Annotated in this window: 5 protein-coding genes; 4 read left to right on the forward strand and 1 reads right to left on the reverse strand. The window is 74.9% G+C overall.

What is annotated here, in order from left to right:
* Positions 1 to 260: 260 nt before the first annotated feature.
* Positions 261 to 2,051 carry an asparagine synthetase B family protein gene (locus tag ACH4OA_RS14545; RefSeq protein WP_397969238.1) on the reverse strand — a complete coding sequence of 597 codons (1,791 nt, stop codon included), beginning with the start codon at positions 2,049 to 2,051 and terminating at the stop codon, positions 261 to 263.
* A gap of 560 nt (positions 2,052 to 2,611) precedes the next feature.
* Between ACH4OA_RS14545 and ACH4OA_RS14550 the strand changes: the two genes are divergently transcribed.
* From ACH4OA_RS14550 to ACH4OA_RS14565, 4 genes are read left to right on the forward strand one after another with little or no spacing between them, the layout of a single operon-like run.
* Positions 2,612 to 8,647 carry a type I polyketide synthase gene (locus ACH4OA_RS14550; protein WP_397969240.1) on the forward strand — a complete coding sequence of 2,012 codons (6,036 nt, stop codon included), beginning with the start codon at positions 2,612 to 2,614 and terminating at the stop codon, positions 8,645 to 8,647.
* A gap of 34 nt (positions 8,648 to 8,681) precedes the next feature.
* Positions 8,682 to 10,454, forward strand: coding sequence for an acyl-CoA dehydrogenase family protein (locus ACH4OA_RS14555; protein WP_397969241.1), 1,773 nt, complete (start codon positions 8,682 to 8,684; stop codon positions 10,452 to 10,454).
* A gap of 55 nt (positions 10,455 to 10,509) precedes the next feature.
* Positions 10,510 to 13,839, forward strand: a complete 3,330-nt coding sequence (locus ACH4OA_RS14560; protein WP_397969243.1) for an amino acid adenylation domain-containing protein — start codon at positions 10,510 to 10,512, stop codon at positions 13,837 to 13,839.
* The gene (locus ACH4OA_RS14565; RefSeq protein ID WP_397936043.1) at positions 13,839 to 15,143 is read left to right on the forward strand and encodes an MFS transporter; all 1,305 of its coding nucleotides are present in this window, start codon (positions 13,839 to 13,841) and stop codon (positions 15,141 to 15,143) included. The genes ACH4OA_RS14560 and ACH4OA_RS14565 overlap by 1 nt, the downstream gene beginning before the upstream one ends.
* The last annotated feature ends 12 nt before the right edge of the window (positions 15,144 to 15,155 follow it).

Below are 15,155 nucleotides of genomic sequence, written 5' to 3' on the forward strand. Positions count from 1 at the left end.
GAGCGGTGCGTGGGCGTGTTCGGGCTTCGGGTGACGGCGGGCGGCGGGCGGCGGGCGGCGGGCGGCGGGCGGCGGGCGGCGGGCGGCGGGCGGCGGGCGGCGGCTTATCCGGTCGGGGTTCTTCCGGGAAGCCGGCGCGGAACTCTTCCGGGAAGCCCGCACGGGCCAGGGAGCGGTGGATGTCCCGTGGCTTCCCGTCTCACCCTCTTCGCCCGTTCCGCCGGCGGATCACCCCTGGACCCGTTCCTTCCACCGCTGGATCACAGCTCGATCCGCACGTGCAGCCGCCTGAGCCACGCGTCGAGCTGCAGCACCATCTCGGCGTCCGCACGGCCGAGCCAGCCGCCACGGTCGAGCCGGCTCGGATCGTCGACGACGGCGACGGCGGCACGTCGGTCCAGCAGCGCGTGCACCGGGGCCGCCGAGTCGTCCAGCAGCGCCCGGAGACGGTGCACGAGAGCGGATTTGTAGTACCTGTCATAGGTGATCGGGTAGGGCACCTTCGGCCGGGTGCGCACCGACTCCGGGACCAGGTGGTGCCCGAGGGCGCGGAGCAGGCTCTTCTCCCTGCCGTCGAAGGACTTCTCCCGCGCCGGCAAGTGGTACACGGCCGACACCACTTCGGCGTCGGCGAACGGGAAGCGCACCTCCAGTCCGGCCGCCGTCGAGATCCGCTCCGAGTGCAGCACCGTCTGCTCCAGCAGCCGGGTGATCGTCAGGTGATCGATCTCGCGGGCGAGGCGGTCGGTGCGGGACGCGCCCGGCGGGTGCCGTACCTCGGCGACGGCCTCGCGGAACAGCGAGTCGATCCAGCCGGACACGTCGATGGCGGTGAGCAGACCGGCGTCGAACAGCCCGGCACCGATGCCGTACGGCAGACCGAAACGCCGGGAACGCTCGATCCAGGGAAACGATGTCAGGGTGCGGGTGGGGTCGGGATCCCCGCCGAGCCCGGTGAACACCGCGTCCGCGCCTTCCCCGCTGAGCACCACCGGCACCGCCTCCGCGACCCGGCGTCCGAAGACGTACGGCGTGATGTTCTTGTCGCCGAACGGGGTCGGGTGGTCCTTGGCCGCGGCCACCTCGGCCAGCAGACCGGGTGCGGAGAGCTCGCGGGGGTCGATCTCGGCCTCGTGGTGCTCGCACCCGAGGAAGTCGACGACCTCCTGCGCGTACGGCCGGTCCGGAACCGGGACACCGGTCTGGTCGAACACGACCGTGAAGGTCCGCGGGGGGCGTTTCGCGAGGCCGGCGGCGAGGCCGGTCAGCACACTGGAGTCCAGTCCTCCGGACAGCAGCACGGCGGGTTCGGCGTCGCCCAGCGCACGGCGCACGGCATCGTCCAGCAGCTCTCTGACCTGCTCGACGGGGCGGTCCGGTGTGGTCTCCGGCGGATCCTGCAGCGACCAGTACCGCGCCTCGGAGCCGGCGCCGCCGGCCCGGAACTCGACCGTGGTTCCCGGCACCACCTCGCGCACGTCCGCGAGCACCCCGCGTCCCGGCGGGCGCAGTTGCGTGATCAACGCGCTCAGGCCGTCCGCGGTGAGCCGGGGCCGGGCCCAGGGGTGCCGCGCGAGAGTGGCGAGGTCGGAGGAGAACAGCAGGCCGTTCTCGGTCTCCAGATAGCTGAGCGGCTTGATGCCGAGGCGGTCGCGTCCGAGCAGCACCCTGTCGGCGTCCAGCACGGCGAGCGCGAAGTCGCCCTGGAACCGCTCGACGGCGGCCCGCCCCCACCTGAGGTAGGCGTGGGCCACCAGTTCCGAGGGCGAGTACCCCGGGCGCAGCGCCAGCGAGGCCGCGAGGCCGGCGGCGTTGGCGAGGTGGCCGTCGAAGACCACGGCCACCGGCGGGGCCCCGGCCCGCTCGAGCACGGCCGGCCCTTTCGGCCCGGTCCAGGTGGGGCCGACCGTCTGCACAAGGGCGGCACGCTCGTGCCGCCATATCCCGTGTCCGGCTCTGCCGCGCACGGCGAGATCCGTCCGTACGCGGTGGAAGTCCGCTTCGCGTATCCCAGCCGTGGAACGAGCCGACCATCCGGCAAAACTAGACATTGAAACCTCGCGACGTCATACAGCCTCACATAATTCCCCGCTTCGAATGATGTCCGCTACACCTGCCATGTATGCCAGCTTTTTCGATGACCGCCTCATTGAGCGCCGGGCCCGGGCCGTCACCCTTTGGAACCTCACGGCAATCTAACCCGATCACCCATCGGCGATGTTGCGGAAACATTAAATGTGCCCAGGTCGAGGCGAACACCGAGACGCCGTCAATCGACCCTCGGTCCCCCATGTGCCCCCACAAGGGAACACGCCACCCTTACGTACGCAGTACTGCATTTCGGACAATGACGACACTTCACCTGGGGAAACTCACAAACCTAAACCTGATCCAGTGTCGGCAAACAACAGGGAAAGATTGCCGTAAGACTCCGGGAAGTGACCGCCGTAATGCCGAGGCAATAGCGCGCGAGCGGAGGTTCCTCGGGGTTGACACAGGTTCGGATCTTGCAATACTTGATCACTCAACGGGGCGATAAGTAATGCGCCGCATGGTTCTGGCGGCGCGCGGGCGCGACGAACAGGTACGCCGCATAGCTTACGGAGATCCGATGACGCAGGAGAACTCTGTCGCCATAGTCGGGTTGAGTTGCCGATTCCCCGGTGCTCACCATTTCGAGGAGTACTGGAGAAACCTCTGCGCGGGCATCGACAGCATCAGCCGCTTCGACCGGCCCGCACTCGACGCGGCCGGAATCGACGCCGCGCTCGTCACGGATCCCCGGTTCGTTCCGGCGCGCGGAGTGGTGCCCGACGGTGAACTCTTCGACCGGGAGTTCTTCGGATACAGCGCCGCCGAGGCGGCGACGATGGACCCGCAGCACCGCGTTTTCCTGGAGTGCGCCGCACAGGCCCTGGACGACGCGGGCATCGACCCCGACCGGTCGGGGAAGTGGACCGCCCTGTTCGCGGGCGGTGACCACACGCCCGCGGCGCCGGCGGGCCGCGTCGACACCGCCACGGCCACTCAGCGTCTGATCGGGCGGGAGAAGGACTTCCTGGCCACCCGGGCCGCTTACAAACTCGACCTGCGCGGCCCGGCGATCACTGTGCAGACCGCCTGCTCGACCGGGCTGGTGGCGGTCCACCAGGCGTGCCAGGCGCTGCTCGGCCACGAGTGCGACGTGGCTCTCGCCGGGGCCGCCGCGCTCCACCTGCCGCAGGTCGGCGGCCACCTCCACCAGGAGGGGTCGATCCTCTCCGCGGACGGCCGCTGCCGCGCCTTCGATGCCGACGCCTCGGGCACCGTCAACAGCGGCGGGGTCGGCGTCGTCGTGCTGAAACGTCTCACCGACGCGCTGGAGAACGGCGACCGGATCATCGCGGTGATCCGGGGATCGGCGGTGAACAACGACGGCCGGGAGAAGGTCGGTTACACGGCGCCCTCGGTGGCGGGGCAGCGGGACGTGATCAGGATGGCGCTGGCCCGGGCGGGCGTCTCCTCCGACGAGATCGGCTACGTGGAGGCGCACGGCACCGGCACACCCGTCGGGGACCCGGTCGAGGCGGCCGCGCTGACCGCGGCGTTCGCCGCCGAGAGCGAGGGCTCCCGGACCGGTCCCTGCCTGCTCGGCACCGTGAAGGCCAACATCGGCCACGCGGGCGCCGCGGCGGGCATCGCCGGCCTGATCAAGACCTCGCTCATGCTGCACCACCGCGTCTTCGTCCCGACCCCGCACTTCTCCCGCCCCAACCCGGCCCTGGACCTCGACGCGTCACCGTTCCGGGTCAGCACCGAGTACCGCCCCTGGGAGCAGACCGGCGCCCGGCTCGCCGGCGTCAGCTCCTTCGGCATCGGCGGCACCAACGCCCACCTCGTCCTGGAGGAACCGCCCCGCACCGAGCCGGGCGACCCCGGGGAGACCGACGGGGCACACGCGCTCTGCCTGTCCGCCGCCACGCCCGAGGCGCTGCACACGCTGCGCACCCGGCTGGCCGACCGGTTCAGCGCGGCCGACGCGCCCCGGCCGGCGGACGCGGCACGGACCCTGGCCGCGCGCCGCCGCTTCCCGTACCGCCTGTCGGTCGTCGCCGGGACCGCCGCCGAGGCCGCCGCGCTGCTGCGGGGCGGCGACCGGACCACCCAGGCCGCGGAAACCCCCCGGGTGGCCTTCCTCTTCCCCGGGCAGGGTGCCCTGCAAGCCGGTCACGGACAGGCCGCCCACGCACTGCTCCCGGTCTTCCGCGAGGTCTTCGAGACCTGCCGGGACCACGTCCGCGCCCGCCACGACATCGACCTGGCACCGGCGCTGGACCCCGGCACCTCCCCCGACTGGTTCCTCGACACCCGCCACCAGCAGCTCGGCCTGTTCGTGTACGGCTACGCGCTGGCCCGGCAGCTGTCCGCCTGGGGCGTCACCCCGGAGTCCTCGCTGGGTCACAGCGTCGGCGAGTACGTCGCCGCCACGGTCGCCGGCGGCTGGGACTGGCAGGACGCCCTGGACCTCGTCCACGCGCGGGCGAGCGCGATGCACCACGCGCCGCCCGGCCGGATGCTCGTGGTGCGCGCACCGCTCGACGAGGTGGCGCCGCTGCTGGACGACAGCCTGTCGCTCGCCACGGTGGGGTCCGGTTACGTCGTCGTGTCCGGCCCTGCGGAGCGGATCGAGGCGTTCGCCGCGGGCCGGCAGGCCGCCGGCACCGCGAGCCGGCTCCTTCCGACCGCGCACGCCTTCCACTCCCCGCTGATGGCGACCGCCGCCGAGGACCTGCGCAAGGCCGTGGCCGACGTGCCGGGGAAGACACCGCACGGGACGTGGATCTCCGGGCTCACCGGCGAGCGGACGGCCCCCGGGCAGGCGCAGGACCCCGACTACTGGGCCCGGCAGCTCACCGGCACCATCCGGCTGGACCTCGGGATGCGCACGCTCGCCGAGGGCGGCGCGCCCGTCCTGGTGGAGCTGGGTCCCGGGGACTCGCTGACCCGGGAGGCGGTCCGCCGGTCGGCGGACCTCGTCGCCGTCCCGCTCCTGGGCCGCTCCCCGTCCGACGAGCGCAGGACCCTGCTCGGCGGTCTCGCGCGGCTGTGGGAGGAAGGGGTGGACGTGGACTGGGAGTCCCTGGCGCCCGTGCGCGCCGGACGGATCTGCTCCCTGCCGCCCCACCCGCTGGCCCGTACCGCCGTGCCGGCCCCGCCCGCGGCACCGCTCCGTCCGCCGACGGCCCCGCCGGCCGCGGCCCCGTCCGCCTCGCACGGCACTCCGCAGGCCGTCACCCCGGTGTGGACGCAGGCCTCCGCCACCCGTCCCGACGCCTACGAGGTGCTGCTGGCCGGAGACTCCGCCGGGCTCGGCCCTGCCCTGTCCGGTCATGACGTCACCGCGGTCGCCTGGCGGCCCGGTGCCCTCGCGGCGGCGGCCGGCGGCTTCGCGGTCCGGGCCGGGCGGCGCCCCCTGGTGATCGCCGTCCCGCCGGAGCGGGAAGCGCTGTCCGGCCCGGACGCGCCGGGCGTCGCCCCGGTGCTCGCCGAAGCGGCCGAGACCGCCGGGCGGCTCGGCGCCCCCCTGTTCGTCGCGGGCCGCGGACTGACCGACGTGCTGACCAGCGCCCCGGCGGCCGCCGCCCCCGACTGGGGCGCCTGGGCCGCGCACCACTCCCGGACCGGACAGCCCGTCGCCCTGCTCGACCTCGGCGACGGGGCCGCACCGCCCCGGCTGCCCGGCCCCGAGGCCGGCGCGCACGCCTGGCGCGGCGGAGCCTGGTGGGATCTCGCACCGCGGCCCGTGCCGCTCTCCGCCGCCGCGGCGGACGGCGCGCCCCCGGCCTGGACCGTGGTCGGCGACGGCCACCCGCGCGCCGCCGCGCTGGCCGCCGACCTGGCCGGACAGGGCCTGCCGGTACGGGAGTACGCCGAGGCCGCGCCGCTGCCCGATCTCGCCGCACCGGTGCACGCCGCCGCGGACGGTGTGGCCTGGACCAGCCGGACCACACCGCTCACCCGGCGGACCGAGCTGAGCCGGACACTGGATCTGTACTGCGCCGGGCTGACCGGACAGCAGATCGTGGCGATGACCGGCCTCACGGACGGCCGGCGGATGGCAGACGAGGAGCTGCGCCGGCGCATCGATCCCGACCGGCGCCTGCCCGCACTGACCGACTTCTGCCTGCGCGTACTGGAGCAGGAGGGCTGGCTGTCGCGGGACGGCGACCACTGGCAGGCCGCCGGCACCCTCACCGCCTCGCTGGCCGCGGCGCTGGCCGTCGGCTCCGGGCTGGACGAACTCCCGGGCCTGAAGCGGATGCTGCGCCATGTCACCGCCGCCTACCCCGACGTCTTCGCCGGTCGCCGCACCCCCGTCTCGGTGCTCTACCCCGACGCCGACACCGGCTTCCTCGACGACTGCCTGCGTGACAACCGGATTCCGCTGGACGACTGCGCCGCCGCGCTGGAGGCCCTGCGCGATGTCGTGCGCACCGCGACCGCCGGAGCCGAGGAGACCGGCCGCACGGTGCGCGTCCTGGAGATCGGCGCGGGAGCCGGCCGGCTGACCTGGCCCCTGCTGACCGAGTGGCCCGGCCGGCGGAACATCGAGTACCACATCACCGACGTCAGTCCGCTGATCGTCCGGCGTGCCGAGGCGCGCGCGGCCGAACTCGGTCTGACCGACCTGCGGTTCTCCACCTATGACATCGGCACGGACCCGGTCGAGCAGCAACTGGTGCTCGGCAGTTACGACTTGGTGCTCGGGTACAACGTCGTCCACGTGGCCGAGTCGGTTCCCACCGCGCTGCGCCGGCTCGCCGGGCTGCTGCGGCCCGGCGGCCGGCTGGGTCTGGTCGAGGTCACGGAGATCGCCCGCTGGTCCCATGTCATGTGGGGTCTGGCGCCGGGCTGGTGGGACTTCGGTGACGAGCTGCGCACCGACTCCATCCACCTCGACGCGCCCACCTGGCTGCGCGCGATCGACGACGCCGGATTCACCGACGTCAAGGCGGTGGACGCCAGCCTCACCAGTGACCACCTGGTGGTCTTCGCGGCCGGCCCCGGCCCCGAACAGGCGTCGGGTGACGGCGGGTTGATCTACCTGCCGGCCACCGGCCATGCCGCCGCGGACCGGTGGCGGGAGGTGCGCGAGCGGCGGTCCGGCCGCGCCCCCGCCTGGGTGGTCACCGAGGACCCCGACTCCTGGGAGGGCGAGCGGCTGCGCCGCGGTCTGGATCCCTCCCCGGACAGCCCCGCCTGGGGGCATCTGGAGGTGCCCCGCGTCGACCCCGGCCGGCTGGCGCGTCTGCTCGCCCTGGACCCGCCGCCCGGGCGCCTGCGGCTGCCGGACGGCCCGCCCGCACCCGAGGCGGAGCCGACGGCCCCGGCCGCGGACGCCGGGCTCACGGCACCGGCGCCGGCACCGGCCGCACAGGTCACGCCGGCCGCGCAGACCCCGGCCGGACCGTCCGGCACGGCTGGCGCGTCCGGCGTGGACGGCACGGTCGGCACGTCCGGTGCGGCAGGTGCGGCAGGTGCGGCAGGTGCGGACAGCACAGCCGGCACGGCCGGCACGGACGGTCTCACCGCGGACCTGGCCGCCCTGTGGTGCGAGGTGCTGGGCACCCCGACGGCGGGCGACGACGCCGACTTCCACCGGCTCGGCGGAGACTCGCTGATGCTCGTGCAGCTCAGCGGACTGATCGGCCACCGGCTGGGACACGACGTGCCCGTCACGTCGCTGCCGCACGACCTCACCTTCGCCGCGCTGGTCAGCACCGTCCGGCAGTTCGTCCCCGCCGCGGAACGGCACCGCGCCCCCGGCACCACGGCACCGGCGGCGCCTGCCAACGCCGCGCCCGCCCACCTGCCCGACCACCTCACGCTGCTCCGCGCGGCCGACTCGGGCCGCCCGCTGTTCCTGGTGGCACCGGCCACCGGCAGCTCCCTCTGCTACCGGCAGCTCGCCGGCCATCTCGACGGCAGCCGGCCGGTCTACGGCCTGGACGCGCCCGGCCTCGACGACCACCGCCGTCCGCTGGCCCGCCTGGAGGACATCGCCGCGCACCACGTCACCGTGTTGCGGCAGGTGCAGCGCACCGGGCCGTACCTGCTGGGCGGCTGGTCGTACGGAGCGATGGTCGCCCACGAGATGACCCGCCTGCTGGAGACGATGGGCGAGTCGGTGGAGCTCCTTGTGGGCATCGACGGCTTCCTGCCCGCCACCGGCGGCCTGCCGGTCGGCGCCCTGCCGCACTGGCTGGTGCCCAGCCTGGGCCTGCAGTGGGAGGCCCGGTTCCGCGGCCCCCGCGCCCGGCGCCTGGTGCCGGACCGGCCCGAGGGCGAGCTGCCCCGGGTGCGGGAGCTGGCCGGGCTGCGCTTCACCGCCGGTGTGCCGGACTACGTACGGCTGCACAACACCAGCATCAGGGCCATGCTGCGCCACCGTCCCCGGCCGGTCCGCGCACCGCTGCTGCTGCTGAAGGCCGGCACCGACCAGGACCGGCGTACGCGGCTGGGCCGGCGCCTCGCCCCGCTGTACGGCGCCGGGGTGACCGTGCGCCCCCTGCCGGGCGACCACCACAGCATCCTGGGCAGCCGGCACGTACCCGCGCTCGCCGCCGCGATCGACGAGGCCCTGGCGCCGCCGGCCTCCGGCCGCTGACGTACTCCCCGCCCCCACCCCGATTGGCTTGCCCATGGTGCAGCAACGTCCCGCCCAGCCGCGCAACTTCTCCTCCGACCCCGACCGCCCCAGCTTCCTGGAGGAGCTGTACCAGGGCCGCTTCCGCTGGGATCTGGTCCACCCGTTCGCCGAACAGGACGCGGCCGACCGCGCGGCCGGGGACCAGGCCGTCGCCGGCCTCGGTGCCTTCCTGCGCGAACACGTCGACCCGGCCGAGGTGGAGGCCTCGGGACGGCTGCCCGAGAGCCTGTACCCGCTGTTGCGGTCCCGGGGCTATCTGAGCCTGCAGCTCGACCCGTCGCTCGGCGGCCTGGGCCTGTCGCACTTCAACGTGTTCCGGGTCGTACAGGCCGCCGCGAGCCACTGCTTCCCGGTCGCCCTGGTGATGGGCATCGAGAACTCGGTCGGCACGCCCGCCTTCTGGCCGGTGGTGGCGGACGGGCCGCTGAAGGACCTGCTGCACCGCCACCAGAAGCTGGGCGGCCTGTCCGGCACCGCGGACACCGAGCCCGGCGGCGCCGCCAACCAGCACCGGGCCACCACCGCCGTGCCGGTCGACGGCGGGTCGGCGTACGTGCTCGACGGTCACAAGATCTTCGTGGGGCACGCGCCCCTCGGCACCCTGTTCAGCGTGACCGCGACCGTCCGGGAGAACGGCACCGTCACCAACCAGGTCTTCTTCGTGGAGGCCGACACCCCGGGGTTCTCGCGCGGGCAGTGGCACGAGTTCTCCGGCATCCGCGGCTTCCCCAACGGCTGGATCACCCTGGACAAGGTGCGGGTACCCGCCGAGCACCGGCTCCTGGAGGAGGGGAACGGGCAGGCCCGCCTGACCCCCGCCGTCTCCCGGCTCGTCACCCGGGGACGGCTGCACATGATCGTGGCGCCGTCGCTGGCCGTGGCGAAGCTGTGCTGCCGGTGGTCACGGGAGTTCGTCAACCGCCGGGCCGTGGACGGGCGCCCGCTCGGGGAGTACGAGGAGATCCAGCGCCGGCTCGCCGACACGCTCGCGGAGACCTTCGCCGTGGAGAGCGTCGCCCGCGCCGCCCTGCTCAACGAGGACCAGGACCTGGGCCGCAACACGGCCTTCGAGCAGAACGTCGCGAAGAACATCGCCTCCGTCGTCGCCGGCCGCGTGGCCGACCGTACCCTCTCCCTGCTGGCGGCGGAGGGTTACGAGACGGCGGCGAGCAAGAAGCGCCGCGGGGCACCGGCGCTGCCGGTGGAACAGGCCGTCCGCGACGTGCGGAACATGCGGATCTCCGGCGGCGTGGACTTCCTGATCGACTACTGGCTCGCGGGCCGCAACATCCTGTCGTACTACTACCCGGAGCCCGACGAACCCCAGGCCCCGGCCGCGCCGGACACGAGCCTCCTGGACGCCGACCTGACCGACCGCAACCGCGCCCATCTCGCGGCGGTCGCCGAGGAGACCCACCGGTTCGGGCTGACCTGCCGGGAGCTGGCCCGCCGCCATCCGGACCGGTCCGCGCTCGCCGCCCGCCAGCGCGTGCTGGTCCTGCTCTCCCGGATCTCCGCCGAACTGTTCACCATGGCGGTCGTCCTGGCCCGCGCCTCCGGCATGACCCGGACCGCCGCGCCGGCGGCCGAGGACGGCCAGCACCTGGCCGACCTGTACTGCGAGGCGGCCCGGCACCGCGTGGCCGGGCACCTGCGTCAGCTCCGGGACGCCGCCTCCGACGAGGAGGGCGCCGACTACGCCGGGCAGAGCACGGGCTGGCTCTCGGCCACCGGGCCCCACCCGCTCTTCGAGGACCTGCTCTGAGAGGGAGCGGCGGCACCCGCCGGGCCGACACGTACTCGACGAAGGAGCAGTTGCCATGACGGTCCCCGACCACACCACCCAGGGCCGCCCGTCCGGCGCCCCGGAGCCGGACGAGGAGGTGGTGGTCCCGGCCTCGGCGTTCCAGCAGCGGATCTGGCTCGCGGAGCGGATGGACGCCGCCGCCACGTACAACGTGCCGCTGGCCTGGCGGGTGGCCGGCCCGCCGCTCGACGCGGACATCCTGCGGCGGGCCCTCGCGCTGCTGGTGGCACGGTTCGAGATCCTGCGTACCCGGTTCGAGGAGCGGGACGGCACCCTGCGGCAGCGGATCGGCGCGCCCTGGAGCCCCCGGGTGGACCAGGTCGACCTGCGCGGGGAGGACTCTCCCAAGGACGCGCTGCACGCGTGGCTCGGCCGGGCCGCCGACGAACCGTTCGACCCGGCGTCGGGCCGGCTGCTGTCCGCCGCGCTGCTGGAGACGGGCGGTTCCCGGGGGCAGGTGCTCTTCGTCCGCCTGCACCACCTGGTGTGGGACGGCGAGTCCGCCCGGATCTTCCTGCGGGAGCTGGCCGACTGCTACGCGGAGGCGTCCGGCGGCGGCCCGGCGCCCGGGCACGGCCCGGACCCGGCGGTGCCCGGCAGAAGCGACGGCCGCACGCAGTACCGGGACTTCGTCGCCGCGCAGGACGGCGGCGATCCCGGGCAGCGGGCCGCCGAGCTGGCGTACTGGACCGACCACCTCGCCGGGGCGCCCGCCCACCTGGACCTCTCGCCCTGCGGACCGGACCCGGAGGGCAACGGCACCGTGACCGTTCCCCTGCCCGCGGGCCTGGCCGCCCGGCTGCGCCGCGTCCAGCAGGAGCAGGTCTGCACCCTGTACCAGCTCGCGGCGACGGCGCTGGCCGCCGTTCTGCACCGCTGGACCGGCCGGGACGACGTCGTCTTCGGCGCCCCGCTCGCGCAGCGCGACGACCCGCGCTTCGCGGGGCTGATCGGGCCGTGCCTCAACACGGTGGCGCTGCGCTCGCGCCCCGCCGCCGACGCGACGCTGCGGGACCTGCTCGTCGGCCTGCGCGACGAAGTCCTGGAGGCGTACCAGCACAGCGGCATCCCCTTCGAGAAGGTGGTGGAGCGGCTGAACCCGCCGCGCCGGCCCGGCCACGTCCCGTACGCCGGGGTGACCCTGAGCCTGGAGACCGCCCCCGCCGAGCCGCCCGCGCTGGGCGGGAGCACGCTGGTCAGGCTGCCGCTGTCCGCGCAGGACGCCGGCTACCGGGCCAAGTTCGGCCTGACCGTGGTGCTGACGGTCTCCGGTGACACCCTGGAGGCGGCCTTCTCCTACCGCGGCGACCAGGCCCACCGGGCCGACGTCGCCCAGCTGGCGGCGCTGTTCGGGCGGCTGCTGGCCCGGCTCCCGGAGTCCCTGGGCAGCCGCCTCGACACCCTCGACCTGGTGGCGGACGACGCCGCGGAACTCGCCCGCCTGGACGCCTGGGGGAACGGCGGCGAGGCCGGCCCGGAAACCACCGTCCCGGAACTGCTCGGCCGCTGGATCCGCGAGACGCCCGACGCCCCGGCCGTGGACACCGCGCGCGGCGTCCTCACCTACGCCGGACTGCACCGGCGCGCCCTGGCCCTCGCCGCGCGCCTGCGGCCGCTGTGCCCGGCCGACGACCCGGTGGTGGCCCTGCTGCTGCGCCGGGGCGAGGACCTCGTCGTCGCGATGCTCGCCGCCTGGTACGCGGGCGCCGCCTTCTGCCCTCTGGACCCGGACGCCCCGGCGGCCCGGGTGGGCGAGCTGCTCGACGACCTGGGCGCGTGCGCCGTGATCGCCGACGGTCCCTCCGGCGTGGCGCACCCCGCCGCGGCCGGCCTCCCGGTCCTGGACGTGCCGGGTGCCGTGGCCGGCCGGCCGGGAGAGGACCGGCCGGGAGAGGACCTGCCGGCGACGGGGACGGACGCCGTCGGCCCGCACCTGGCCTCGGCGCAGGCGGCGGCGTACATCGTCTACACCTCCGGTACGACGGGCAGGCCGAAGGGCGTCGTCGTCCGCCACCGCGGCCTGGCCCAGCTCGTCTCGTGGGGCCGGGAGTCGTTCGGCCTGGGACCCGAGGACCGGACCGGGCAGCTCCTGGGAGTCGCCTTCGACGCCACCCAGTGGGATGTGTGGTCGGCCCTCGCCTCCGGCGGCTGCGTCGTCCCCCACGAGGGAGCACCGGCCTCCGACGACCTGGCGGACTGGCTCACCCGGCGGCGGGTCTCCGTCGTCCTGCTCGCCACCCCGCTCGCGGAGGCACTGTGGGCGTCCGGGGCGGCACTGCCGAGGCTGCGCCAGCTCATCGTGGGTGCCGCCGCCCTGACGAGGACGCCTCCGGCCGGCACGCCGTACCGGATACGCAACGCCTACGGTCCCACCGAGTCGACCGTGATCGCGCTCACGCACGACCTCTCCAGCGGTGCCACCGGGCCGCTGAACACCATCGGGCGGCCCATCGCCGGAACCCGGGCCGAGATCCTGGACCCGGCGGGGCGGCGCTGCGCCGCCGGGGTGCCCGGCGAGATCGTCCTGCGGGGCGCGGGCGTCGCGGCCGGCTACTGGCGGCGGCCGGAGCTGACGGCGGAGCGCTTCCACGGCCCCGCCGGCCCGGTCTACCGCACCGGCGACCGGGGCCGGTGGCTGCCGGACGGCACCGTCGAGTACCTGGGCCGGGCGGACCGGCAGCTGAAGGTCCGGGGGCACCGGATCGAACCGGGCGAGATCGAGGCGGCGCTGCTGCGGCACCCCGCGGTGTCCTCCGCCCTCGTGCACGGCGACCCGGGCCGCACGCCCGAGCTGGTCGCCTACCTCGTCGCGGCGGCACCGGCCGGGCAGCGGCCCGGCCGCGCCGAACTGCTGGACGACCTGCGGTCCCGGCTGCCCGCCCACCTGGTCCCCGAGGCGTACGTGTGGCTGGACCGGCTGCCCCTGAACGCCAGCGGGAAGGTCGACACCGCGCGGCTGCCGCGGCCGCGCCGGGAGGACCTGCCGGTGGCCGCCGAACGGACCGCCCCGCGGGACGACACGGAACGGCGGATCACGGCCGCCTGGGCCGAGGTCCTGGGCCGCGACGAGATCGGCGTGCACGACAACTTCTTCGACCTGGGAGGCAACTCCCTGCTGCTCACCCGGCTGCACACCTCGCTCACCGGGCGCGGGTTCGCCGCCCTGACCCTGACCGCGCTCTACGAGCACACCACGGTGGCCGCTCTGGCGCGGTTCCTCACGGCTTCCGCGGCACAGCCCGCCGCACCCGCCGACGGGCTCCGCGACCGGGCGGCGCGGGCGCGCCGGGCGCTGGCGGAGCGGGGCTCGCGCGGCCGGGGCGGCCGGGGAAGTGACGGCTGATGTCCGCACCGTCCGGCAGCGCATCGCGCGGCGTGCTCCGCACGGTGCTGGTCGCCGAGGTGCTCTCCATGAGCGGCTCGCAGCTCAGTGCCGTGGCCATGCCCTGGTTCGTCCTGGAGAGCACGGGTTCGGCGGCGGACATGGGGGTGGTGATGGCGGCCCAGATGATCGCCGTCGCCCTCTTCGGTGTGCTGGGTGCTCCGCTGAGCGGGCGCCTCGGCCCGCGCCGGGTGCTGGTGGCGTCCGACTACAGCCGTGCCCTGCTGGTGGCGCTGGTGCCGCTGCTGCACCAGGCCGGGGTGCTGCCGCTGCCCGTGGTCATGCTCCTGCTGTTCGCCATCGGCTCCTTCTTCGCCCCGTACACCGCCAGTCAGCAGGCGCTGCTGCCGTTCCTCGCCGGTGAGGACGAGAAACTGCTCAGCCGGGCCAACGCCGGCCTCCAGGGCGCGACCCGCCTCGCCATCCTGATCGCGCCGCCCGTCTCCGGGCTGCTCGTGAGCTGGCTCGGTGCGCCGACCGTGCTGCTCCTGGACGCCGGGACCTATCTGGCCTCCGCGCTGATCCTCGGTTCCCGCATCCCGCGCGGCCTCGCCCCGCCGGTCCGCACCGCCGGCCGGAACACCGGGGCCGCGGTGCGCGTGCTGCGCCGCGACCGGCTGCTGGGCTGCTGGACCGTCGGACAGGTCCTGACCGAGACGGCGTGGCAGGCCCTGTTCGTCCTGCTGCCGGTCCTCGCCCGCGAGCAGTACGGCGGCTCGGCGAGCCTGGCCGGTCTGCTGCTCGGCGCCTTCGGCGGCGGAGCGCTCAGCGGCACCCTGCTCGTCGGACGGGCGCTGCGCCGCCTGTCCCCGACGCGGCTGTCGGTCCTCGGCAGGCTCGGCCAGACCGCGGCCTTCTTCGCCCTGCTGCTGCCGCTGAACGCGCTCGGACTGGCCGCCGTCCTGTGCGTCGCCGGGCTGCTCAACGGCCTGTCCAACGGGCCGATCGCGGCCGTGCGCACCGCGCGCATCCCGGCTCCGCTGCGGTCGACGGCGCTCACCCTGATCGCCGCGTTCGGGCTGACCGGCGGGAGCGTCGGTCTGGTCGCCAGCGGAGTGGCGGCGGAGAGCCTGCCGCTGCACACCGTGTTCGCCCTGCTGGCCCTCTGCCAGGTCCTGGCCGCCGTGTGCTTCGTCCTGGGCGCCCGCGGGGGACGGCGGGGGACGGCGGCGGATACGCCCGGCGGCACCGGCCCGCCCGTTCCCGTACCACCCGGCCCCGGCCAGGACCGGCGGCCCCCGCGCCCGGACGCACCCGACGCCTGACGGACGACCAAC

The organism is Streptomyces sp. NPDC017095 (assembly GCF_044332325.1).
Lineage (GTDB): Bacteria > Actinomycetota > Actinomycetes > Streptomycetales > Streptomycetaceae > Streptomyces.